At 48.8% G+C, this 24,146-nt stretch carries 24 protein-coding genes; 18 read left to right on the top strand and 6 right to left on the bottom strand.

What is annotated here, in order from left to right; translation table 11 throughout:
* Positions 1-38 precede the first annotated feature (38 nt).
* The 7 genes from ACXAGC_RS08445 to ACXAGC_RS08415 all read left to right on the top strand — a co-directional run bounded on the left by ACXAGC_RS08445 (position 39) and on the right by ACXAGC_RS08415 (position 8,309).
* Entirely contained in the window at positions 39-824 is a 786-nt protein-coding gene (locus tag ACXAGC_RS08445; RefSeq protein ID WP_119499527.1) for a DeoR/GlpR family DNA-binding transcription regulator, read from the top strand.
* A 278-nt stretch (positions 825-1,102) separates the two neighbouring features.
* The gene (locus ACXAGC_RS08440) at positions 1,103-3,295 is read left to right on the top strand and encodes a bifunctional rhamnulose-1-phosphate aldolase/short-chain dehydrogenase (RefSeq protein WP_474844010.1); all 2,193 of its coding nucleotides are present in this window, start codon (positions 1,103-1,105) and stop codon (positions 3,293-3,295) included.
* A gap of 10 nt (positions 3,296-3,305) precedes the next feature.
* Positions 3,306-4,601, top strand: a complete 1,296-nt coding sequence (locus tag ACXAGC_RS08435; protein WP_474844009.1) for a sugar isomerase — start codon at positions 3,306-3,308, stop codon at positions 4,599-4,601.
* Between the two features lie 101 nt (positions 4,602-4,702).
* Positions 4,703-5,848: an alpha-hydroxy acid oxidase gene (locus ACXAGC_RS08430; protein WP_119499530.1), complete on the top strand. Its 1,146-nt coding sequence runs from the start codon at positions 4,703-4,705 to the stop codon at positions 5,846-5,848.
* 307 nt (positions 5,849-6,155) lie between these two features.
* Positions 6,156-7,214: an L-rhamnose/proton symporter RhaT gene (rhaT, locus tag ACXAGC_RS08425; protein WP_119499531.1), complete on the top strand. Its 1,059-nt coding sequence runs from the start codon at positions 6,156-6,158 to the stop codon at positions 7,212-7,214.
* A 127-nt stretch (positions 7,215-7,341) separates the two neighbouring features.
* Positions 7,342-7,503, top strand: a complete 162-nt coding sequence (locus tag ACXAGC_RS08420) for a DUF533 domain-containing protein (protein ID WP_474844008.1) — start codon at positions 7,342-7,344, stop codon at positions 7,501-7,503.
* Positions 7,504-7,631: 128 nt separating this feature from the next.
* Positions 7,632-8,309 carry a hypothetical protein gene (locus ACXAGC_RS08415; RefSeq protein ID WP_474844007.1) on the top strand — a complete coding sequence of 226 codons (678 nt, stop codon included), beginning with the start codon at positions 7,632-7,634 and terminating at the stop codon, positions 8,307-8,309.
* On the opposite strand, the gene ACXAGC_RS08410 is transcribed toward ACXAGC_RS08415, so the two are convergent.
* Genes ACXAGC_RS08410 through ACXAGC_RS08400 form a run of 3 tightly spaced genes read right to left on the bottom strand, consistent with a single transcriptional unit; the run spans position 8,299 to position 9,943 of the window.
* Positions 8,299-9,309, bottom strand: coding sequence for a CobW family GTP-binding protein (locus tag ACXAGC_RS08410; protein WP_474844006.1), 1,011 nt, complete (start codon positions 9,307-9,309; stop codon positions 8,299-8,301). The genes ACXAGC_RS08415 and ACXAGC_RS08410 overlap by 11 nt on opposite strands.
* Positions 9,309-9,728, bottom strand: coding sequence for a TraR/DksA C4-type zinc finger protein (locus ACXAGC_RS08405; protein WP_474844005.1), 420 nt, complete (start codon positions 9,726-9,728; stop codon positions 9,309-9,311). The genes ACXAGC_RS08410 and ACXAGC_RS08405 overlap by 1 nt, the downstream gene beginning before the upstream one ends.
* On the bottom strand, positions 9,725-9,943 hold the full coding sequence (locus ACXAGC_RS08400) for a hypothetical protein (protein ID WP_474844004.1): 219 nt from the start codon (positions 9,941-9,943) through the stop codon (positions 9,725-9,727). The genes ACXAGC_RS08405 and ACXAGC_RS08400 overlap by 4 nt, the downstream gene beginning before the upstream one ends.
* Positions 9,944-10,032: 89 nt before the next feature.
* On the opposite strand from ACXAGC_RS08400, the gene ACXAGC_RS08395 reads away from it, so the two are divergent.
* From ACXAGC_RS08395 to ACXAGC_RS08370, 6 genes are all read left to right on the top strand, one after another.
* Positions 10,033-12,429 (top strand): TonB-dependent receptor, encoded by a 2,397-nt coding sequence (locus ACXAGC_RS08395; protein WP_474844003.1) that lies wholly within the window; start codon positions 10,033-10,035, stop codon positions 12,427-12,429.
* 32 nt (positions 12,430-12,461) lie between these two features.
* Positions 12,462-13,832, top strand: a complete 1,371-nt coding sequence (locus tag ACXAGC_RS08390; RefSeq protein ID WP_474844002.1) for a 5-methyltetrahydrofolate--homocysteine methyltransferase — start codon at positions 12,462-12,464, stop codon at positions 13,830-13,832.
* An 87-nt stretch (positions 13,833-13,919) separates the two neighbouring features.
* Positions 13,920-14,543, top strand: a complete 624-nt coding sequence (locus ACXAGC_RS08385) for a ZrgA family zinc uptake protein (RefSeq protein ID WP_474844001.1) — start codon at positions 13,920-13,922, stop codon at positions 14,541-14,543.
* A 40-nt stretch (positions 14,544-14,583) separates the two neighbouring features.
* Entirely contained in the window at positions 14,584-14,982 is a 399-nt protein-coding gene (locus tag ACXAGC_RS08380) for a MerC domain-containing protein (protein WP_474844000.1), read from the top strand.
* 39 nt (positions 14,983-15,021) lie between these two features.
* Positions 15,022-16,227, top strand: a complete 1,206-nt coding sequence (zigA, locus tag ACXAGC_RS08375; protein WP_474843999.1) for a zinc metallochaperone GTPase ZigA — start codon at positions 15,022-15,024, stop codon at positions 16,225-16,227.
* Complete coding sequence (locus ACXAGC_RS08370; RefSeq protein ID WP_474843998.1) at positions 16,224-16,877, top strand: DUF1826 domain-containing protein; 654 nt, start codon at positions 16,224-16,226, stop codon at positions 16,875-16,877. The genes zigA and ACXAGC_RS08370 overlap by 4 nt, the downstream gene beginning before the upstream one ends.
* A 6-nt stretch (positions 16,878-16,883) precedes the next feature.
* On the opposite strand, the gene ACXAGC_RS08365 is transcribed toward ACXAGC_RS08370, so the two are convergent.
* Genes ACXAGC_RS08365 through ACXAGC_RS08355 form a run of 3 tightly spaced genes read right to left on the bottom strand, consistent with a single transcriptional unit; the run spans position 16,884 to position 18,536 of the window.
* Positions 16,884-17,555: a DUF3299 domain-containing protein gene (locus ACXAGC_RS08365; protein WP_474843997.1), complete on the bottom strand. Its 672-nt coding sequence runs from the start codon at positions 17,553-17,555 to the stop codon at positions 16,884-16,886.
* 11 nt (positions 17,556-17,566) lie between these two features.
* Positions 17,567-18,022, bottom strand: a complete 456-nt coding sequence (locus tag ACXAGC_RS08360; protein WP_474843996.1) for a hypothetical protein — start codon at positions 18,020-18,022, stop codon at positions 17,567-17,569.
* Positions 18,006-18,536 (bottom strand): DUF3299 domain-containing protein, encoded by a 531-nt coding sequence (locus ACXAGC_RS08355; protein ID WP_474843995.1) that lies wholly within the window; start codon positions 18,534-18,536, stop codon positions 18,006-18,008. Before ACXAGC_RS08355 ends, ACXAGC_RS08360 begins: the two co-directional genes overlap by 17 nt.
* A 112-nt stretch (positions 18,537-18,648) precedes the next feature.
* On the opposite strand from ACXAGC_RS08355, the gene ACXAGC_RS08350 reads away from it, so the two are divergent.
* From ACXAGC_RS08350 to ACXAGC_RS08330, 5 genes are all read left to right on the top strand, one after another.
* Positions 18,649-19,353 carry an ABC transporter ATP-binding protein gene (locus ACXAGC_RS08350; RefSeq protein WP_474843994.1) on the top strand — a complete coding sequence of 235 codons (705 nt, stop codon included), beginning with the start codon at positions 18,649-18,651 and terminating at the stop codon, positions 19,351-19,353.
* The gene (locus ACXAGC_RS08345; RefSeq protein ID WP_474843993.1) at positions 19,353-20,588 is read left to right on the top strand and encodes an ABC transporter permease; all 1,236 of its coding nucleotides are present in this window, start codon (positions 19,353-19,355) and stop codon (positions 20,586-20,588) included. Before ACXAGC_RS08350 ends, ACXAGC_RS08345 begins: the two co-directional genes overlap by 1 nt.
* A gap of 106 nt (positions 20,589-20,694) precedes the next feature.
* Positions 20,695-21,426, top strand: a complete 732-nt coding sequence (locus ACXAGC_RS08340; protein WP_474843992.1) for an ABC transporter ATP-binding protein — start codon at positions 20,695-20,697, stop codon at positions 21,424-21,426.
* Entirely contained in the window at positions 21,423-22,856 is a 1,434-nt protein-coding gene (locus ACXAGC_RS08335) for an ABC transporter permease (RefSeq protein WP_474843991.1), read from the top strand. The genes ACXAGC_RS08340 and ACXAGC_RS08335 overlap by 4 nt, the downstream gene beginning before the upstream one ends.
* Entirely contained in the window at positions 22,853-24,112 is a 1,260-nt protein-coding gene (locus ACXAGC_RS08330; RefSeq protein ID WP_474843990.1) for a DUF3526 domain-containing protein, read from the top strand. The genes ACXAGC_RS08335 and ACXAGC_RS08330 overlap by 4 nt, the downstream gene beginning before the upstream one ends.
* Positions 24,113-24,146 lie beyond the last annotated feature (34 nt).

Genomic DNA, 24,146 nt, shown 5'->3' with positions numbered 1-24,146 from the left:
TTATCGCTTACACGAATAACAATTATACAGGCAACACCATGCTGGAGAAGCAACGTCACCAGCTCATTCTGGATATCCTTGATGAGAGCACCTTTGTGAGTGTGCGCGACTTGTGCGCGCAACTTAACTCGTCTGAAGCGACCATTCGTCGAGACTTAAACAAACTGGCTGATGCGAAGAAAATTAAAAAAATTCGCGGCGGCGCGCAGGTGTTAGACAGTAAGACCGTGTCTAATATCCGCCTTTCCGGTAATGCTTTTCTGGTGGACAGAGAGCGCAATACCAGTACCAAGCAACTCATTGCCAAAGCGGCCACTGACATGTGTGAAGACGGCGAATCTATTATCATCAATGGCGGTACCTCCACGTTCATGATGTCTGAGTTTCTCGCCGAAAGACGCATGAACATTCTGACGAACTCCTTCGTACTTGCACATGAGCTACTGGAAAACAGTCAGAATCAGGTAACCCTACCCGGCGGGGAAGTGTACCGCAAGCAAAGTATCATTCTCAGCTCATTTGAAAACGATACAACACAAAACTACCGTGGCAGTAAAATGTTCATGGGTTCACCCGGTGTCAGTGAATTCGGCGTCATGGAAACCGATCCGTTGTTAATTCTGGCGGAGCAAAAACTCCGTAAGCGGGCCGATAAACTTATCGTACTGGCTGACAGCAGTAAAATTGGTGTGAAAGGTAATCTGATTTTCTGCGGATTGTCTGAAGTCGATACGGTCATCACCGACAGCAATGCAGCACCGGAAGCACTGGATAAAATCCGCGAATTCGGTGTGAATGTGATTGTGGTCGAGGCCTGCGATTAGGATTTACCACTCGTACAAACTGAGCGCGGTATCCTTCCGCGTTCTTTTCAGCTTCTGTCTCTGAATCAGCCCTGCCTTCATTAACAACTGCTAAACATCCGCAAAGCGTCATTCCTGAATAGATTTATACAACCCTTAAAATACTTGTAACAATTCTGTTATATTGTGATTGGAAATGATTGACAAAGATTGTATTGGATGTATATTGAATCATTAATGAATTAATGAGTCTCACAAAAGACCAGTTTCAATTAATTAACTTCACAGGATGCCTATAAATGCCTTATCAGCCAGATGAATACAAACACGTTAAATATCTGTGGGAAGACGAGGTTGCAGATAAACTCGATCCCGTAGAAAACCTGGTATACCGCTCGAATAAGCTGGGCGAAGACCAGCGTATTACTAATACCGGCGGCGGTAATACTTCGGCTAAGTTAATGGAAAAAGATCCGTTGACCGGTGAAGAAACTGAAGTGCTGTGGGTAAAAGGTTCCGGTGGCGACCTGCGTACATCAAAGAAAGAAAACTTCTCTTCTTTATACCAGGACAAACTGAACGCACTTGACGGCGTGTATCAGGACTATTCAGATAAAGGCTATAAGTCTGCCGGTGAAGACCGCATGGTCGGCATGTTCAAGCACTGTAACTTCTGTCTGAATCCACGGGCCTCGTCGATTGATACGCCTCTGCATTCAATGATTGACGAAAAGCACGTTGATCACCTGCACCCGAATGCCGTTATCTCCGTTGCATCCTGTAAGGCGCAGAAAGAACTGACTGAAGTGATCTGGGGCGGCAAGCTGGCCTATGTGCCGTGGATGCGTCCCGGTTGGGAAGCGGCGAAACTGTGTGAAGACACTTACGCTGCGAGCCCTGACATCTGGGGTATTCTGTTAGGTCAGCACGGTCATACCAACTGGTCATCTGAAAGTAAAAGCTGTTACGAAACCTCTTTATGGGTTATCGAAACAGCGGCACGTTACATTGAAGAGCACGACAAAGGCGAAATGACCTTTGGCGGTCAGAAGTATCAGTCTCTGGACGATGCGGCCCGTACTGATCTGTTAAAAGACTTTTTACCGGTAGCCCGTGGCCTGCTTTCTAATAAAGTGAAGTTCATCGGTACTGTTCAAACTGACGATGCCACACTGCGGTTCGTAAACAGTGTCGATGCGCCCCGTCTGGCTGAGTTAGGTACATCGTGTCCTGACCATTTCCTGCGCACCAAGATTAAGCCACTGTTTGTCGATTTCGATCCGCAGAATGATGATTTCGATACCCTGATCACTAAGTTTAAAGCCGGTCTGGAAAAATATCGTGAAGATTACACGGCATATTACGAAGCCTGTAAGCGTGAAGATTCTCCGGCTATGCGTGACCCGAGCCCGACGGTTGTACTGATTCCGGGTGTAGGCATGATTGCCTGGGGTAAGAACAAGAGTGAATCCCGCGTTACTGCAGAATTCTATAACTGTGCTATTGAAGTAATGCGTGGTGCAGAAGCGATTTCTGAATATACCGCGCTGCCTGCTCAGGAAGCGTTTGATATTGAATACTGGGCGTTAGAAGAAGCAAAACTTCAGCGTATGCCGGCAGAAGCGCCACTGGCCCGCGACGTGGTTGTGGTGATTGGTGCCGGTGACGGTATCGGTAAAGCGACAGCGCACCGTGTTGCTAAAGAAGGTGCCCACGTAGTGTGTGCAGACCTTAATCTTGAGAATGCACAGCGCACCGCGAAAGAACTTACCGACAAGTATGGTCAGGGAATTGGTGTAGCCGGTACTGGAATTTCTGCCTGTGGCCCGGCTGTGGCACTTCAGGCTGACATCACTAAACGTGAAACCGTTGAAGCGCTGTTCACACAGGTACTGCTGGCGTATGGCGGTCTGGATAAAGTGATTGTGACTGCCGGTGTATTCATCGCAGAAGGCGCAGACATGGCGAAGAATGATCAAATCTTCGACCTGAGCTTCGGCGTGAATGTGAAAGGTGGTTACGTCGTTGGCTCAACGGCTCAGAAAATCTGGGAAGCGCAGGGCCTGAAAGGCGCACTGGTACTGACTACCAGCGTGAATGCAGCTGTATCGAAGAAAGGTTCTCTGGCGTACGACACCAGTAAAGCGGCGGCAAACCATCTGGTTCGCGAACTGGCGGTTACCTTGTCACCGCTGGTCAACGTGAATGCACTGGCACCGGCAACAGTTGTGCAGGGCAGTAACATGTTCCCGAGAGACCGCGTGATTTCATCACTGACCAAGTACGACATTGCTCATGATGAAAGTGAAAGCACGGAAGAATTACGTGACAAGCTGGCGCAATTCTATGCACAGCGCACGTTAACCAAACAACCTATCACACCGGATGATCAAGCCGAGGCGGCCTATCTTCTTGTATCCGGTCAACTGAGCAAAACAACCGGGCAAGTGATCAGTGTAGACGGCGGTCTGCATGAAGCTTTCCTGAGATAAGAGGTGACTTATGTTAAGAAGAATTGATGCATCCATTATCAGCGATGACAACGAAAAGCTGAAAGGGCACTTAGACGCAGATTACGCTGCACTTGCAGAAAAGCTGGCACGCCAGGATATCGATATTGAGAAAATCACTGAGCTGGCCGGTGAATTCCAGGTTGCCGTACCTTCATGGGGTACAGGTACCGGCGGCACCCGTTTTGCCCGTTTCCCGGGTGAAGGCGAGCCACGCAACATCTGGGAAAAGCTGGAAGACTGCGCAGTGATCAACGAAATGTCAGGTTGTACTGACAGCGTATCACCTCACTTCCCCTGGGATGTGGTTGACGATTTCTCTGAGCTGAAGCAAAAAGCCGATGAGTATGGTCTGAAGTGGGTATCGGTGAACTCAAACACGTTCCAGGATCAGCGTGGTCAGGAACATTCTTACAAGTATGGTAGTTTGAGTAACACTAAGAAAGAATCCCGTGAGCTGGCGATTCAGCACAACCTTGATGTAATTGGCTACGGTCAGCAACTCGGTGCTAAAAGCCTGACAGTATGGGTTGGCGACGGTTCAAACCATCCCGGTCAGCAACATTTCCAACGTGCATTCGAGCGTTACCTTGCCAGCATGGAAGAAATATATAAAGGCTTGCCGGATGACTGGGAAATGCACATTGAACACAAAATGTTCGAGCCTGCATTTTACTCCACTATTATTCAGGACTGGGGTTCAAACCTGCTGGCCGCTATGCACTTAGGGCCTAAGTGTAAGTCTCTGGTTGATTTGGGTCACCATGCACCGAATACCAACATTGAAATGATTGTGTCGCGTTTAATTCAGTTCAAGAAGCTGGGCGGTTTCCACTTCAATGACAGTAAATATGGCGACGATGACCTGGACAGTGGTTCACTGCATCCGTATCAGCAGTTCCTGATCTTCAACGAACTGGTTGATGCTGAATATCGTCAGCAGGACGAGTTCGGTCCGGCGTACATGCTTGATCAGTCACACAACGTGACCGATCCTGCAGAAAGCCTGATCAATTCAGCCATTGAGGTACAGCGCTCTTACGTAAAAGCATTGCTGGTTAACCGCGAAGCCCTGTATGGTTTCCAGGAAGACAACGATGCACTGATGGCGTCACTTGAGCTGAAAAATGCGTTCAACCTGGATGTATCACCTATTCTGGCGATGGCGCGTTACCGTAAAGGTTCACCAATCAATCCTCTTGGTGTTTACCGAGGTGTTGGTTATCGTGAAACCATGGCAAAAGAGCGTCCACGCGACCCCAATGCCACCGGTTCTGGTATCGTCTGATTCAGACGGACTGTGAATCTGGCCTGAAGATACAGCTCGCGTTTGCGGGCTGTTTTGTATCTGAGGGCTGTGGATCTGTAGCATGAGAACGGAAAACAATAATGCGATTAAGCCAGTGTCATAATTTTCATGATTTTCGTAAGTTGGCGCAGAAGCGTTTGCCCGGGCCAATTTTTAACTATATCGATGGCGGTGCTGACGATGAAACCACGTTACGCCGTAACACGTCGGCTTTCCGTGAGTGTGATCTGATCCCCCGCGTACTCACCGGCGTGAAAGATATTGATTTGAGCGTTGAAGTGATGGGGCAAAAACTGCAGTTGCCGGTTTATTTGTCACCAACCGCACTGCAACGTTTGTTTCATCATCAGGGTGAACGGGCTGTGGCAGCGGTCGCAGAGCAATTCGGTACCATGTTTGGTGTGTCGTCCCTCGGCACAGTCAGCATGGAGGAAATTGCTAAGCAATACGACACGCCTCAGGTATATCAGTTCTATTTCCATAAAGATCGCGGTCTCAACAGGGCCATGATGGAACGGGCGAAAGAGTCCGGTATCGAAGTGATGATGCTTACTGTCGATTCCATTACCGGCGGTAACCGCGAGCGGGATTTACGTACCGGTTTCTCCATTCCTTTCCGGTTGAATCTGGCGGGTTTGTGGCAGTTTGCGACTAAGCCGGCGTGGGGCATTAACTATGTCACCCATGAAAAATTTTCGCTGCCGCAACTTGATGCCCACATTAATATGGGCGGTTCAACCAGCTCTATCGGTGACTACTTTACAAATATGCTCGACCCGTCGATGAACTGGAAAGACGTGGCAGAGATGGTGAAATTCTGGGACGGCCAGTTCTGTCTCAAAGGCATTATGAGTGCCGACGATGCTAAACGTGCCGTTGATATCGGCTGTACCGGCATTGTGATTTCAAACCACGGTGGCCGTCAGCTTGATGGTTCCCGAAGTTCTTTCGATCACCTGGCTGAAATTGTTGATGCCGTCGGTGACCAGATTGATGTTATGTTCGACAGTGGTATTCAGCGCGGTACGCATGTACTCAAGGCATTAGCGCTGGGTGCGAAAGCAGTCGGACTGGGGCGCTACTATCTTTATGCTCTGGCAGCGGCAGGTCAGAAGGGCGTAGAGCGTGCGATGCAGCAAATGGTGGCTGAAATCGAACGGGACATGCGCCTGATGGGCTGCAGCAAAATCAGCGAGCTGAACCGCGACCACGTGCGATTCAGATAAGCGTTTTGTACGCTTTGTAAAATGAAGCACGCATGCAGGCTAGCTTGCGTGCAATCTTTATGTTGTTCTCCCTCTCTTCTTTAAGCCCGACCCAATCCGTTAACAGTTCTACGGATCTCCTTTAAATACATCACTGTATGCGTATCCCTGCACCTCATGATTACTACTTTTGAATATTTGTGATTGGAAATGATTAAAAGTGTGTGATTTACATAAAATTATTGTGTATGCTGGCAATTGTATTGTTTAAATGATGTAAACCCGTTACTTAAAAATTACATGCGGGTGGTGTACCGGGAGTAAAGGCATGACACCAAATCCATTACTAGGGGTATTGTTTCACTGGCTGGGCGGTTTGTTCTCTGCCAGTTTCTATGTTCCGTACAAACGCATTCAAAAGTGGTCGTGGGAAATCTTCTGGCTGACCGGTGGTATTTTCAGCTGGTTCCTGTGCCCGTGGTTTTTCGCGATGGTCCAGACCGAAGATTTATTTGGTGTACTGGGCAGTACGCCGGCAAGCACATTGCAGCAATGTTTCCTTTGGGGTCTGGGCTGGGGCTTTGGCGGTTTAACCTTTGGTCTGGCTGTACGCTACATGGGGATCTCGTCCGGCATGGCTATTGTGTTGGGTCTTACCACAGTATTAGGGACGTTAGGCCCACCTATATTCGATGGCACTATCGGTGCCGTACTGGCGACCACCAGTGGCCAGTTTGCTGTAGGCGGTACGTTGATGACCCTCGTCGGAGTTATTGTTGTTGCCAGGGCGACAGCTGAAAAGAACCGGAGTCTCGGCACCACAGAAGAAGCCGAAACCATTGATATGAAAAAAGGCTTAGCCATCGCCGCGTTTTCCGGCGTCATGTCTGCCTGTTTTGCTTTCGGTATTGCGGCGGGTAAACCCATCCGTGAACTGACTCTTGAAGCCGGCACCGATCATCTCTGGCAGGGATTGCCTGTATTGTGTGTTGTATTGCTGGGTGGTTTAACGACTAACGCCGTCTGGTGTATTTATCTGATTGCGAAAAATGGTTCTGCCAAAGAGTTTTTTGGTCAGGTCGCCAAAGGCACTGAGCGTCTGCAGGGCAACACGATGGTGAAAAACTATCTGCTGGCTGCATTAGGCGGTGCATTCTGGTACTTCCAGTTCTTCTTTTACACCATGGGCGAAAGCAACATGGGTAAGTACGAGTTCTCCAGCTGGACCATTCATATGGCCAGTATCATCATTTTCTCCACGCTGTGGGGATTAGCGTTGATGGAATGGAAAGGCAGCAATAAAAAGAGTCGTATGCTGCTGCTGACCGGTATCTCTTTACTTGTTCTTGCCACGCTGGTGATCGGCGTAGGTAACTCTCTGCAATAACGTAACAGTCCCTGGCGCCGGCCTTGGTATGGTTTCCAGTAGGTTGGCGCGCTTAATCTCTCTCCGGTACGCTGAGCTGTATTGTCAGCCGGTTAAGTGACAAAACTTAATTACCTTCGTGGCGGCAATGGCAACTTCACCCGCAATGGCCGCAGAAATATACCTGGCATCATTGTTGGTAATCGATGAACAGAACCATATGGAGAAGGTCTACCTCAGAGAATTAGCGGCTTTGCTGCGGTTGGATGATGAAATGGTACGCCGTCTGAACGAGAGTGGCAGAACCTAAACGAATAAAATTTCATACCTGAAAGTTTTCAAATCCCATCCAAAGGTATCTTTTTCCAGAACCATAAAAACGATATTGTTGTGCTACATTTTTAATCAGTCGATGCAGATACCCATTCAGGACAGATTATGAAAAAGTTATGTAGTGCAGCAGTATTGGCGTTCGCCGCCGTGTCTTCACCCGTCAGCGCCATCAGCGAGGGTGAGTATTATTATCTTCCAAGTGATCTTTGTGAAACCGCCAGTTCCGAAAATGTGAGCCAGAACAAGCTGCTTACCGTTATCGGCAATAACTCTCAGTCGCAGGTGCAACTGAATCTGGAATTACTGGCAGACTATCCTGAAACAGGACTGAGTTATCTTGAACAGGCGCAAAACGCTGCACAAATTGCGATTGTAGAAAAAGCTTCAAAAAACTGGGTACACTTCACGCAGGACAATATGTACATCTTAGGGAAAGAAAAAATCCCTTTGTCTGAAGCCGCTAAAATTCCGGCTATCCTTGCTAACTCACCGGAAAAAGCCGAAGCGTATCTGAGTAAAATCGAGTCTCTGGCGAAACGCTACAACTTAAAAGACGATGACATTATTATCGTGCAGACCGGTGCCCGGGTGCTGGTGCAGGACGATACCAACGAAGTATTCCTGAAATCATTCTTTACAGCATTTGATGCCAGACGGGTAGAAAAACATCTGCTGACTATCGACCATCATGCTCCGATGATGCAGTCACTGGAAGTGGCCTTCCATGAAAAACGCAGTCATGGTGCATGCGGTGTGAAAACCCAGGATGTCGCTAAGCTTTAATACAGTCCAGTAATCGTTGCTCCCGGCAGTCATCTGTCTGCGGAGCAATGATTTCAATACGACTCTCAGTGCAGTCATCAAGAAACATTTCCGTCATTTCATCGCCTTCAATGTTGAGCCCCAAAACACCCTCATCTGTGATTACCACAGCTTTAATCCGGCTACTTTTAAACGTCACAGCCCAATCTCTGAATGCTTTACGCCTGAAGGTATAGCGGACGTCAAATTGCCAGCCCACAGACCGGTATCCTTCGCCGCTATTTTCAGATTTGAGGATCCCGTTTTCAGGAAGAAGGACGTCCGGAGCACCCTGAGTGTCCGGCAGCGGAAATTTAGTTTGGCCCGAAATGTGACCCCACCTTTGTGATATCTGTGTTTTTCCTTCGAGGATATTCACGGCTATTTCGCCAAAGTCAGTAAACAGCGTAGTGAACATATCTCCTTTTCGCTGTTTTATATATCCTCTGAGTGCATTCCTGTCGGCATCAGAGTAAAGCGCCTGCTTGTTAGCGAGAATAAGGTCCGCAATATCAATTTGCTGGTTAAACTTGTCATGTTCTGTATACCGCCTGTCACACAGTTTTCTGGCATCAACCAGCGTAATTGTTTTTTGCAGTGAAATGACATCGTGATAGTGAGGTTCGCTGAGAATATCAATCACCTCTTTCGGGTGTCCGAGCCCGGTAGGTTCAATAATCAACCTGTGAGGATTGGCTTTCGCCAGCAGCTGATTTAAAGCAATTTGCATTGGCAGCTTTGCTGAACAGCACATGCACCCGCCGGGCACTTCTTTAACATACACGCCTTTCTCTTCAGAATATTGTCCACGCATTAAACTGCCATCAATACCTACCTCGCCGAATTCGTTAACCAGTACCGCCCAGCGCTCATGTCCGGGCTTCTGTTTGAGTAAGTTCAGAATAGCGGACGTTTTCCCCACACCCAGAAAACCGGTAATGATGTTGGTGGGTACCGCCGCCGATATCCGGTTAATACGCATTATTTCCTGCCTGAGTAAAAGTGTTGCTCTTTGCCTTCGTTTATCTGCTTGATGTCAGCACAATATTCTGAAACTGGCCTGATCAATAAACGGGGTATACCAATGGGATCGCCACTTTCCAGGCAATAGCCGTAACTTTTGTTTTCAATTTGCTTTAATGATTTGGCTATCTTGCCCAGAAGCATGCGTTCTCTGTCCAGAATTCTCAGGGCCAGTCTGGATTCCTCTTCATACTGTGCGCGGTCTACATCATCACTGAATTCGGGAGGAGAGCTTAATGACTCTTTTACATCTTCAATGTGAAGCATGGTCTTGTCTTTAAGTTCGAGCAGTAACGATTTGAAAAAGGCGAGCTGCGCATCGTTCATATACTCATCTTCGGACGCGGACAGTATTTGCTCTTTTGTGAGTTCCCTCATTTTTCCTCCTGACCAGCTTGCCGGAACCAACCTAAAATCCGGGTGTGATGACTTCTTCCATACAACTGTATGAATTGTCGTGTGTGTTCAGATTTTTCATTGCTCAGTGCCCCGATACGGGCAGCTATAAATTGACTGTCGAGTTGCAGACCACATTCAACGGTAATGCAGTGCACCCATTCCTGATAGCTTTGTGGTATGAGTGGTGAGGTCACGGCGTATCATCCTTTTCCTGTTGTAATTGCACTTGTTACATTATAACATTCTATTAATTGTTATAATATAACATTTCTTTGGAGAGTGGATGTTTAAGCTAAGCTATGTCGCTGCGGCCATCGCGACAGTCATTCCCTTTGTCGTGAATGCGCAAGGGGTACAGGGTTCAGTTAAAAATGCGTCAGGGCAGACGCTGGCTAAGGCAACCATTGAGATTGAAGCATTAGGGCTTGAGGTTGTCGCTGATGCGAACGGAAGCTTTGTGTTTCCGGAAATCGAACCCGGTGAGTATGTCATCCATGCTTCTGCTCCCGGATATGCTCATTTGCACAAAACCATATCGGTAGGAGAGCAGTCACCAGCAAATATTCAACTGGCGCTGACAAGAAGTGCCATCGAAGTTATTGATGTGACTGCAACGCCCATGCATCTTTCATCCATGGAGTCGGCGGCGCCGGTCAGTGTTCTTTCCGGAGAGTCATTGCGACGTCAACAGGCAGCTACTTTGGGCGATACACTGGAGAACCTGCCGGGCGTACAGTCGAATTTTCATGGCAATGTAGCCAGTACACCCATCATCCGCGGATTAAGCGGGCCACGGGTTTTGATTGCTCAAAATGGTCTGGATGTCAGTGATGTATCCCGCGTGGGGCCTGATCATTCCGTTGCCTCTGAAGCGTCTACTTCTCAGCAGATAGAAGTGTTACGGGGGCCGGCAACATTATTTTATGGCAGCGGTGCAATCGGCGGTGTAGTGAATGTGGTAGACGGCCGGATCCCGACAGACAATGATACCCGGGGCGAATGGTTGCTCGAAACTGACTCGGTGAATAACCAGAAACTGGGCTCTTTTAATGTTACCACCGGCGTTGATAAATTTGCCGTTTATGCAGATGGCTACTGGCGGGAGTCTGACGACTACGACACGCCCGTTGCGCCGGACATGGATGAAGACGGCCAGGATGCTGAACATGTTGTTAAAAACAGTGCTGAAAAGTCTGACGGGCTGACCCTCGGCGGCAGCTATCTGATGGATAACGGCTACGTGGGTGTGGCGGTAGAACGGTTTAACCGTGAATACGGTATTCCCGGACATTCTCATGGTGGCGAAGAAGCCGAAGAAAATGTGTTTGCTGATCTTGAGCAAACAAAGGTACAGGTTCTTGGTGAGTACCGGCTAAAAGGAGAATGGATTGACCGCGTTCAGTTTCGCGCGGGCCATACCGATTACGAACATGCCGAAATTGAAAACGGCGCTGCCGGTACAATTTTTGAAAACACTACCGACGAAATCCGTTTCGATATTATGCACTCGCCATTTTCTGAATGGCAGGGTGGCTTAAGTCTTCACTATAAAAACAGTGAAGTGGCCGCGCAGGGGGAGGAAGCATTTACTCCTCCGTCTGAAGCGGAAATGATTGCTCTGGGCCTGATGGAAGAAAGGCACTTTGGCGACTTCCTGTTACAACTCGGTGCGCGGATTGAACGGGTTACTCTCGACGCTGCTCAGGTGCAGTTGCCTCAGCTTTCTGCTCATGCTCATGATGAAGAAGAAGCTGAAGACGAACATGACCATGATCACGAGAGTGAAACAACGGTTACCCGTGTGTTTAGTGTGGATCAGAAATTCACGCCAGTCTCACTTTCAGCGGGTTTAGTGTGGGATTTTACACCCGGCTATAACATTGGTATTTCGGTATCCCGCTCTCAGCGTGCACCTTCTGCATCAGAGTTATTGTCATTTGGTCCTCATATCGGTACCCGTACTTATGAGATCGGTGCGTTGTTTGAATTGACCGGTGATGAAGAAAGTGCGTTAGGTCTGGCTTCAAAAGCCATCGATTTAGAAACGGCAAACAACATCGATGTGACCTTCAGAAAAACTGATGGTGACATTGGCTTCATTTTTAATGCTTTCTATAACCAGATAGATAATTACTACTATCAAATCGATACGGGGCTGTTTGCCGAAAGTGGTCACAGTCATGATCATGGTGAAGAAGAGGCAGAGGAGGCTCACGATCATAGCAGTGAGTTGCCGGTTTACCTGTTTGAATCAGATGATGCGATTTTACATGGTTTTGAGGCGCAGGTTGCCTGGCAGGTGACTGACGAGTTCAAGGCGCAGGTATTTTCGGATTATGTACGCGCCCGCCTGAAAGATGGCGGTGATTTACCCCGAACGCCACCGTTGAGATTCGGAGCACAATTCAGCTATCAGTCGGAAGTGATTACCGCAAACCTCGATATTACCCGTTACGCTGAGCAAGACCGCATTGCAGACTATGAAACCGTTACTGACGGTTACACCCTTGTGGACGCCTTTGTGTCTTACGACATGCAAGTCTTGTCTCAGGACGTGTCTTTGTACCTGAAAGGCAGCAACCTTACCGATACGGAAGCAAGAGTCCACTCATCATTTCTTAAAGATCTTGCTCCCCGTCCAGGCCGCAGCTTTGGTGTTGGTCTGAGAGGTTACTTCTAATGTTAAACCTGAATTCATCAATGGAATCGAAAATGAATACAACGAAAAAGCTCAGCTTTCTTGCAAGCGTGATCAGTGCCTTATTTCTTACCGGTTGCGGTGACGCAGAAACCACCATCATTGAGCAGGATCCTATAGTGGATGAGTCCGATGACGATCACGACCACGATCATGATGACGGGTATACAATTGTTAGTGCCGGCCGGTTATCCGTTCTTGATGCAGAATCAAACACGCTGGCAATATTTGATCTCGACGACAACAGCCTTCTTGACACCTTTTCAACAACCTACAGCGACAGTGCGCTGGCTACGTCAGCTGGAGGCCGGTTTGCTGTTATCACCAGCCGCACCAATGACCTCGTTGAATTCGTGGATGGCGGCCTCTGGCGGGAAGATCATGTTGAGCACCTGCATGACTATGAAGAAGCACCGGCGATGACGACTTTTGCGCTGACAGGCAGTCGTCCTACCCATGTAGTGGGTCACGACGGCCAGCTTGCAGTGTTTTTTGACGGTGATGCTGACAGCAGTTCACCTGCATCCGTTCAGGTGGTAACAGATACCAACATTGCAGCCGAAGCAAGTTCCGTTAATACCCTGACTTACGATGTTAATATGCACGGTGTTGCTGAACCAACAGGTGACATGCTGATAAGTACGGTTCGACGGGATGACAGCGAAACCACTTCAGCGAACCCGGTGCTGCCAGACAGTGTTGGCGTTTATCACTTGCATGACGGTGTTTATGAGCAGGAGCAACTGTTTGCCGGTGAATGTCCTGATCTGCATGGTGCAGCAATGAATGACAGTTTTGCTGTTTTCGGATGCAATGATGGTGTACTTGTTCTTTCGGCAACTGATGAAGTGTATTCATCATCGAAAATTGCCAACATTGAGGCCGTGGGTGACATGCGCATCGGGTCTGTATACACCCACCATGACGCCGCGTCTTTTGTTGGTATTGCTTCCGGTCACGGTGGCGGTGCCGCCGTTATTACGGCCATTCATGCTGATGACGGTGAGATGGAAGAGATTGACTGGGAGCCGGAAACGGACGCCACCCCGGTTTCTTACGGCTTTTCCTATGATGGTGTGCATTTTCTTATCTTAGATAGTCAGGGTTATTTGTCGGTAATGGCAGCCCACGCCCATGATGACCATATGCACTGGGAGCTTGAGGCGCGGGTGGATATCAGTGACGCGGATATTTCCACCATGCCTGACGGCCTTAACTTCTCGATGACAGTTTCTCAGAGCGCGGGGACGGTTTATGTCGCTGACCCGATTGCTTCTCATATTGTGATTGTAGATATCGAATCTGCTGCTGTAAGCGGAGAAATTGAACCTGGTTTCGTTCCTGCTTCTCTAAGCTGGCTCGGGATTGCCGCTGAGCACGAGTAACATGTTGTAACCCCCGGGCGTCGCATTACCGGTAAAACCAAATGGAATGCGACGTATTCCTTCAAACTAACTCTCAGGAGCAAAATTATGTTTTCTTTGTGTCATACACCAGGGCTTGCAGCCACATCCGCAGCCGCTCTTTTATGTTTAGCTCCTTTTTCTGCAGCCTATGCTCTGGCAGGCAAGCATGTTCACGGACACGGACAGTTACTCGTTGCCCAGGATGAGAGTAACTGGCAGCTTCAATTTTCAATTCCTGCAGCGGATTTACTGGGTTTCGAGCATGCACCGGAAAGTGATGAACAGATGCAGCAGGTACATCAAATCGAAAAACAAATAAGTGAGTACAGCAACGTTTTCTCTGTAGACGGAAATTGCCAGCTGGTCAGTCAGGAGGTCGACTTTCCCGACCACGACTCTCCTGAACACGACGTCGGCCATGAAACTCATGGCCTGCAGCATGAAGATGAGCAACACCATGACGGGGAGCATCACGACGAGGATCATCACGACGAGGATCATCATGATGCGCACCATCACGAAGATGTTACGTTAGCCTATCAATTATCTTGTAGTGACGACATTTCTGAAATGACGATAACCCTTTTTCGTCTGGCGCCATCATTGTCAGCCCTGGAAGTTCAGTGGGTAAACGACAAAGGTCAGGGGATGGCTGACGCTACACCTCAGAGCGCAACAGTAAGCTGGTAAATATCACATGCAAAATACTCCTCTCTACAACGGAAATACTATGCCGCGGATTCAGGAAGTGGGCGATAAAATCGCTATCGCACTTTCATCTTTATGCGTTGTTCACTGCGTACTCACACCATTATTAATCATCGCCTTACCCACTTTCGGCGGGCTGGCAATCCTCGACCACGAAGTCTTCCATCAGGTCCTGCTGTTTTTTGTTATACCGGTAGGTCTTGTGGCGTTACTTGCCGGTTACCGGCACCACAAGAATGGCAAAGTACTTTCCTGCGGACTGGCAGGTTTGTTACTGCTTACCCTCGCCGGCACGGTTGCTCATGACACTGTCGGGGAGGCGGGGGAGACGGTGTTAACCATAATCGCCTCATTATTTATCGTCATCGCACATATTCAGAACTTCCGAAAGCGAAACCTCACCCGCTGTGAGCACTCCTGAAATACCAATTGTTAAACTCTCAGAACAGGCACCACCACCATGCACCACAATAAGTTACCCGTTACTGTACTGTCGGGTTTCCTGGGAGCAGGAAAAACGACTCTTTTAACTCATATTCTTAATAACCGCGATGGTTTGCGCGTGGCGGTGATTGTGAATGATATGAGTGAAATCAACATCGACGCCTCGCTGCTTAAAAGTGACGTATCACTGAATCACAGCGAAGAAAAGCTGGTTGAAATGAGCAATGGCTGTATTTGCTGCACGCTGCGTGAAGACTTGCTGATTGAGGTAAGAGAGCTCTCGCAAAGCGGCAAGTACGATTACCTCGTGATTGAGTCTACGGGCATTTCAGAGCCATTGCCGGTAGCTGAAACCTTTACATTTGCCGACGAAGACGGCGTGTCTTTGTCTGATGTCGCCACCCTGGACACCATGGTGACGGTGGTGGATGCGGTGAATTTTGTACGTGACTTCGATGAAGCGAAGTACTTGCAGGAAGCAGGGGAATCACTGGGCGATGATGATGAGCGAAGCGTATCAGATTTGCTCATCGATCAGGTGGAATTCGCTGATGTCATTTTGATCAGTAAGACCGACCTGGTTGAGCCGCAGGCAACAGAGAAGCTCACTGCTATCCTCAGAACGCTGAATACATCGGCAAAGATTTTGCCCATTGCAAATGGTCAGATTGATATTCGTGAGGTGTTGGGGACAGGTTTATTTGATTTCGCCAAAGCGCAACAAGCGCCGGGCTGGCTCAAAGAACTACGCGGAGAGCACGTACCTGAAACCGAAGAATATGGCATAAGCAGCTTTACCTATAAAGCGCGCCGGCCTTTCTACCCGGACAAGTTCTATCAATTTTTACATGGCAGTGAAAATTACGGGAAGTTATTGCGCTCGAAAGGATTTTTCTGGCTTGCCAGCCGCCCGGAGTTTGCCGGGCAGTGGAGTCAGGCAGGAGGCATTGCCCGTTATGGTTTCGGCGGCATGTTCTGGAAAGCCATTGATAAAAGCCAGTGGCCGGATGATGAAGATTACCTGAAAAGTATTGCTGAGCAATGGGAAGAGCCTTTCGGCGATATGAGACAGGAGCTGGTTTTTATCGGGCAGGATCTTGATGAGCAGGCGATTACCTGTGCACTGAATGACTGTTTGCTGGAAGATGAAATGATGGTGCAGGGAAAAGCCGTCTGGCAAATGCTCGATGATCCGTTTCCAAAATGGGAGGCAGCATCATGAGTGCAGCATTGCAATTTGACGACATCCGCCAGTGTGTTACCGGCGAGGTGCCGGAGGTACTGGCGGAAATATACCGGGATCACAATAACCTTGTAATTTGGGAGCGCAGCCTTAATACGCAATTGCTTCAGTTTTTAGAAGCGCGGCTGGCACAGGGTGAAAAGCTCAACGTAACCGAAGAAATCATAACCAGCAAGATACCAGAGCAGCTTGATGAAATTGACCAGCTGAAAGCCTGGGGGAGTGCCTTATCAGACGATATCGCCCGGATGACAGAGATGTTTGCCTATCTCTTTGACATTGAACGGGTTGGCCTGCGGATCCGGACACTGGACAGTGCCATGTGTCCCCGGTTTCATATCGACCGTGTGCCCTGCCGTTTTATCACGACCTACGCTGGCAAAGGCACACAATGGTTAGCGAATCATGCGGTTAACCGCGCCATGCTGGGGCATGCCAGTAAAGGGTTGCCGGACGATCAGTCAGGGCTAATGAAATCTGCGCTGGATGTTCAAACCATGCAGGCAGGCGACATCGCGCTGTTGAAAGGTTCCGCATGGGAAGGCAATGAGCACGGAGCCATTGTGCACCGATCACCGTTGCTGGAAAGCGGTGAAAAACGCCTGATCATGACACTGGATTTTATGTAAGGCATTTCAGTAAGTCTGAAACTCGTGATCCCTTACGTCGTCGGGTTTACCTGAAAAAGGTTGAATACTTACAGCGTCCATCAGGTAAGCAGACGTCCCCACAGGGTCTTCAAACATGGCCACCTGCAGAATTCCGCTAATGGTATACGCATCGCTGCTGCCGTCCATGGTAAAGCCCTCAGGTGAGCGGACATAAATCATTTGATTAGGTGCCGGGGGAGGGAAGTGAATACAGGCGCCGAAATAAGGGACAAGAAAAAAAGACAGGATTTCACGCTGGTCATTCACCTCTAACGGTACGATGAAGCCGTTGATTGTAACGGCTCTGTTGTGCAACGTTTTCACGGTAGTTGTAGATGTCAGCGTTGCCTGGTAGTCAGCATCGAAAGACGCCTGAATGGATGTGAAAACCTGTTCATTCATTGGCTTTGTTTTGTCGGGCTGGTACTGCTTTATGAGGGATGCTTCGTTTTCCGGCAGTAAGTCTTTCCAACCTGCATGCCATGGCTTTTCATTTTCAAACTGACTTCGCAAATCTTCATTGCTGCTTACAAAAATGGCATTTTTGCTGAGGCCGGATGACTCAGCCGGAAATGGTGAACCGCCGGTCAGGAGAAACCCGGCAACTACGCCTGCCAGTAAAGCCAGGCCAACGATTAATCCTGCTTTAGCGTGCATTTCAGGCCTGCCTACACCGACTGAATTTTAAGCGTCTTCTCAATTTTCACCGGTGTTGAGCCCCGTTTAGCCGTGAGGATCACGGTTATTGTATGCTCTCCTTTTTCCATGGCACGGAAAATCATCGTTGATTTTTTTGTTATCCCGGCAATGCGAATTGATTCTTCCGACAGTAATTTTATATGTTCGCTGCCTTTGATATTGACACTGACATCGTAGAAAGATGTTGGCACAAAGAAGGCTAATTCGCTGTTTGTTTCTACCCCTGTTGAGGTACTTACCTTGCCGGGTACAGTCACACTGATATTGTCGAATCGCGTCTGTTGCATGTGTTGCTGCATCATAGGGTGGTAAGCAGCAAAACCTGCCATACCTTCTCCGTGAAAATCACAGGCTGATGCGCCGGAGGTGCAAACAATGCTCATCACTCCTGCCGGAATCAGCAGCGCTTTATTCAAAAAGTTCATAATTGTCCACTTTCAGTGTGTAAGCTGCAGTGCCTAATTCATGCTGACGGGTTTGAATATCCACTTCGCCCTCGAACCAGAAAGGCTGCTGTAAATCCTCTAACTCCAGTCCCTGCTCGTAGCTCACATAAATAATCTGATTAGGCGGTGGCGGTGGCATATGCAGACAGGCACCAAAGTAGGGAACGATGAAAAATTCGGTCACCAACTTTTCTTCATTTTGTTGAAGGGGGACCACGTAGCCCGGAATTTTAATTGAACGGCCGTCAAATTCAGGAATGACCTGCACAGAGCTTAACGCCTGCTTGAAACGCTCTACTTTCTCATCTTCAAACGAGTTCTGTGTGAATGCCTTTACAGAATCTTGTTGAGATCCGTCCTTAACATTGCTTAGATAGTCAGGTGGGTCCAGCAGCGCCGCCAAATCACTTGCCGGCATCAACGCAGTCCACTCTATTTCTTCATATTCGGCAGCAGATAGTGACGCGCTGAAGGGACACGCACTTATACACATTAAAATTGCGGTTTGTCTCAGGATTCGTTTCATTAAAAGCGTCGCTATTGGTTAGATAAAATATCCGATGTTATAACATCACTAGATTCTATAATAACGATAAGAGTTCAGTTTGAATAGTCAGCATACAAGCACTTCGTCGGCTTCTGTCGCGATACATCTCAAAGATGTGATTCATCAGTACCCGAAAAGTAAAACCCGCATGACACTGCCGGAATGGACAGTGGAAAAAGGTGACCGCATCTTTTTGCATGGCCCGTCGGGCTCGGGGAAAACCACGTTATTGAATATGCTGGCCGGTGTACTGAACGCAGACAGCGGTGATATTACCTTGCTGGGCGAGGATTTCTCTTCACTGTCATCCGGTAAGCGCGACGGGTTCCGTGCCCGGCACATCGGGGTGGTATTCCAGCAATTTAACCTGGTGCCTCATCTCAGTGTATTGAAGAACATCGAACTGGCCGCTTATTTCGGTGGCAACAATGGCAATATCAAAAGCAAAGCAGCGGGCTTAATTAACGCCCTTAAACTGTCTGAAGAAGTGTTAACCCAGTCAGCTAAAAGCTTAAGTGTGGGACAGCAGCAACGTGTGGCCATTGCCCGCGCGCTCATCAATGAACCTGAAATTCTGCTGGTGGATGAGCCGACTTCTGCGCTGGATACCGATGCCCGTGATGCATTTATGACTCTGCTGATTGATCTGTGTAAACAACATCACACTACGCTTATCTTCGTCAGTCATGACAAAAGCCTCGCGCAGTATCTGTCGTCATCAGTGTCTTTGCAGTCGTTATGCTCATTCAGTGAGGTGGCATAATGTTGTTATCTTTTGCAGTAAGCAGTTTACGAAGCCGCGCGAAGTCAGTGCTGCTTACTTTTCTTTCGTTGCTCATCAGTATCAGTGTATTACTCAGTGTTGAGCACATCCGTTTGCAGGCAGAGGCCAGCTTCAACCGCACGGTGTCCGGTGTGGACTTAATTGTCGGTGCGCCAAGCGGACAGATGAACCTCATGCTCTACAGTATTTTCCGTATGGGCAGTCCTACCAATAACGTGGAATACGACAGTTTTGAAATGCTCGAAAATAACGAACAGGTGAGCTGGGCAATTCCCATTGCACTGGGAGACTCTCATCACGGTTACCGCGTGTTAGGGACCAATCAAACCTACTTCGATCAGTATAAGTACGGCAATAAGCAGCATTTGGCCTTTGCTGACGGCGAACCGTTCAAAGGCATATTCGACACCGTCATCGGTGCGGATGTGGCAAAGAAGCTGGGCTACAAGACAGGTGATAAGATCGTTATTGCCCATGGTACCGGGGCGGTAAGCTTTACTAATCACGACCAGTCGCCTTTCACTATTACCGGTATCCTCGCGCCTACCGGCTCGCCGGTTGATAAAACTGTACATGTGAGTTTAGCGGGTATCGAGGCCATGCATCTGGCACCTTCCCAACTGAAAGCCATCCTTGCAAACCCCGATGATTTTTCCAATCCGCTGGTTCAGCCTGACAGCGTAACGGCCGTGTTGTTGGGACTTAAATCGAAATTTGCCACGTTCACTTTACAGCGGGCGCTGAACAATTATGAAGATGACAGACTCATGGCCATTCTGCCCGGCGTCGCTATGGCTGAGTTATGGAAAATGATGGGCACGGTAGAGAATATTTTGCGTGTGATTAGCGTACTGATCCTGGTGTCGTCACTATTCGGCCTGTCTACCATGCTGCTGGCTTCTATGCAGCAGCGGGAAAAAGAGATCGCAGTGCTCCGTATATTAGGTGCCGGAGCCGGCGTGGTGTTTTTACTTATTTTAACCGAAGCCATTGTCATTGCCGTCAGTGCCAGTGTCGTGTCACTGGGATTAGTCACATCTATTTTTGCCGGCGCGAAAGGCTGGCTGGCCAGTGAGTACGGCCTGTTTTTATCTGCCAATGTGTTTAACGCACACAGTGCAATGGTTATTGGTGCTGTGGTAGTAGCGACGCTTATTACCTCGCTGCTGCCTGCCATCGATGCGTACCGCAGTGCTATTCATTCGAGGCTTTAACTAAGCCTCGCACGTCTAATATAGCGAGATGTGCGATAAGCTGCTTGTGGTCACATATCGTTACGTTATAACATTTTATATTTAGTGTGATAACGGAACAGAGAAAATGGAACAAACAGCATATGCGTTACAGGCAGATAATCTGTGTGTCACGCTCGGCACGCAACAAATCTTAAAAAATGTCGCTTTTCATATTGAAAAGGGTGAAGTGCTGGCGCTGTTAGGCGGGAACGGTGCGGGAAAATCGACAACCTTGAAAACCTTTCTGGGTCTTATTTCACCCTCTTCCGGCTCTGCGAAAGTGCAGGGTAAAGAGGTGGCACAACATCCGGAGATCATCCGCGAGAAAGTGGCTTATTTGCCGGAATCAGTCATGCTCTATGAGCACCTGAGTGCTATTGAGAACATCAAATACTTCATTTCTCTGGCAGGACTGACACGCAGTGCCGGCGATATAGAGTCAGCCCTGAAACGTGTGGCACTGCAAAGTACCGCATGGCACAAGAAGATGAGTCATTATTCGAAAGGGATGCGTCAGAAGACAGCTATCGCCCTTGCGCTGCTGCGCGATACGCCCATTTTGTTTCTGGATGAGCCCACATCTGGCTTGGATCCCGTTGCTATCGATGAACTGAACCGTCTTATCAGCCAGCTTGCCAGTGAAGGTAAGTCCATCCTCATGGTTACTCACGATGTATATGGTGCCTGCCATGTGGCACACCGGATTGGCCTGTTACGTGACGGTGAAATCGTAGGAACGTTCACTGCTAACCCCGGCGAGAGTATTGATACTGAAGCGGTACACGCAGCTTTTGCGAAGGGACAGGTTGCAGCATGAGCAGGCAAATAATTACTATCGCAAAAGATGAATGGCGATACTGGTTACGGACGAAACTGGCTATTACTGTATTAATTTTTACGGTTATTCTTACGCTGGCATCAGTGGTGATTACTGCAATGACGGTGGACGCAGATAATCATAGCCGTCATATTCTGCAGTCTGAGTCAGAGCACGCTTTTGAAGACCAGCCAGACCGCCATCCTCACCGGATGGTGCATTTCGGTCACTATCTGTTTCGTACGCCAACACCTCTTGGCCGCATTGACCCGGGCATCGATACATACACAGGTACTGCCATCTTTTTAGAAGGTCACCGTCAGAACGGCGCGACATTTTCGGGCCAGCAGCAAAGTACCGGACTTAACTGGCTGGGTAAACTATCGCCCGCAACCGTTTTACAAATACTTGCGCCTCTGTTACTTATTGTCATGGGCTACAGCGTGATTACCCGCGAAAAAGAGGCGGGTACGTTCACATTCCTCAAAGTGCAGGGTGTATCACCACTCACTTTGATTGCCGGTAAGACCCTGGCCTTGTTCATGGCCGCCGGGGTGGTACTGTTACCGCTGGCCCTTGGCGCGCTTTACGCTACATTTCAGGGCGCGGGTATCGTTGCTGCACTTTCATTCTTAGCGGGTTACGCACTCTATCTGATGGTCTGGGTGGCGTTAGTTATGCTGGTTTCCGTGCTTGCCACAACCAACCGGAGCAGTTTTGGTGTTCTGATTTTCAGTTGGATCGCTATTTGTCTTGTTCTGCCAAGAGTTTCTGTAAGTGCAGCCACAATGGCCGTCTCGTCGCCCGGGAAGCTGGAGACTGATTTTGCTGTTCTCGAGGAATTACGTACATTAGGCGACGGTCACGACGACAGTGATCCTGCTTTTAAGAAGTTTAAAAGTGATTTGCTGGCTAAATACAATGTAGAAAGTATTGAGGACTTGCCGGTTAACTTCAAAGGCGTTGTAGCACAAAAGTCAGAAGCAGACCTCACCGCAGTGATCAACCGGTTTGCGTCGCAAAGCATGAATGAGGAGCAGGCGCAGGCTAATGTTGCCCGCCAGTTTGGCTGGATTTCTCCTACCATTGCTATCCAGACCTTATCGATGAAACTTGCAGCAACCGATCTGGAAAACTATCACCGGTTCCTGAAAGAAGCAGAAGCCGTGCGTTACGATTTTGTGCAGTCATTGAACAAACTCCATGCCGAAGCTTTGTCTTATGCGGATGACGCGAATAAGTACCAGAGTGAAGCAAACCGTCAGAAAGCAAAAGTCGACTCTGCAAACTGGAAAATGCTGGAAGCCTATACGTTTGAGCCCGAATCCGTGACACAGAGACTGGCCTCTGGCAGTACGGCATTTTTTCAGTTAGGTGTGTTGATTGTTGTTTTATTTGGTGCCGTATTTTTTGCAGGGAGACGCGCATGAACTGGACGGATTTAAAGCGTGAATCAGGGCTTATCCTGACTAAAAAGAGTGTGGTTTTCTTGCTGTTTGTTGCGTTTGCTCTGTCGGCATTTTCGGTGTGGACAGGCACGCAGGAAGTAGAAAAACAGCGTGAGACAATATCACGGCTTATCGACGCCGACCGCATCGACCGCGCTGAAGTGCTGGAACAGAAAACCGGTTATGGCAGTGTGGCATACTATGCCTTTAGTCTGACTTACGATCCGCCTTCAAACCTCGCATTCGCCGGGTTGGGAAGCCGTGATTCTTATCCATGGAAGCACCGCATCCGCGCGCTTGCACTGGAAGGGCAAATTTACGAGTCTGATACCGGTAATCCCGAAATGGCTATGGCAGGGCGTATCGATTTCACGTTCGTCATTAGTATTCTTGCCCCGTTGATCACCATCTTGTTATTGCATGATATCCGCGCCGCCGAACGTGCGTCCGGCCGGTATGCATTGCTGGTGGTGTCAGCCCGCCGAAAGTTTGGTTTGTGGTTGCCAAGAACCGTTTCCATGGTGTCGTTCCTGTCTCTGGCGCTGCTGATCCCGTTCTGGATTGGCGCGGTGTGGAACGGGGCGCTGGCTATCCATATTGTTCTGGTGTCGCTGATCACCATATTGCACATCGCATTATGGGCAGCACTCTGTTACTGGTTTGGTAAGAAAGACTCCTCAGCACCTCATCTGGCGTCTGCACTTCTGGGCTTATGGTTGGTCAGCAGCTTCGTTTTGCCGGCGCTGGGAAGTGTGGCCATTGAGCGTATGTTTACAGGACCACAGGGCGGCGAAATCTTGATGACTCAAAGGGAAGCGGTAAACGGTGCATGGGAGCTCCCGTTTGAAACTACAATGGATGCTTTTACCGCCCGTCACCCCGAGTGGAAGCCTTATACAAAGATGGATTCATTGTGGGACTGGAAATGGTATTACGCATTTCAGCAGACCGGTGATCAGGCCGCAGAGCCTTTGTCTCTCGCATACCGCGAAGTGGCGAAACAGAAGTACGAGGCAGCATCCTGGTTGTCGGTATTGTCGCCAGCAAGCTGGGTTTCAAGAAGTGTTACCCGGCTAGCGGAAACCGATCCGGTAGCGGCATGGCATTACGAACAGCAAGTGCGCGATTACCATGAATCATTACGGAAATACTTTTATCCGTACTTATTTAAAGCGCCGGCCTTCGACAGAAGCGAGCTGAGTAAAATGCCTGTTTTTGCGCCTGAAAAGAGCAACTAACGATAACAATGGCCGCCCAAACCCACAGGCGGCC

The sequence above is a fragment of the Alteromonas sp. AWJ4_197 genome, from assembly GCF_056160285.1.
The sequence above is the reverse complement of the archived record's forward strand: the minus strand, read 5'-3'. Positions and strand labels throughout refer to the sequence as shown.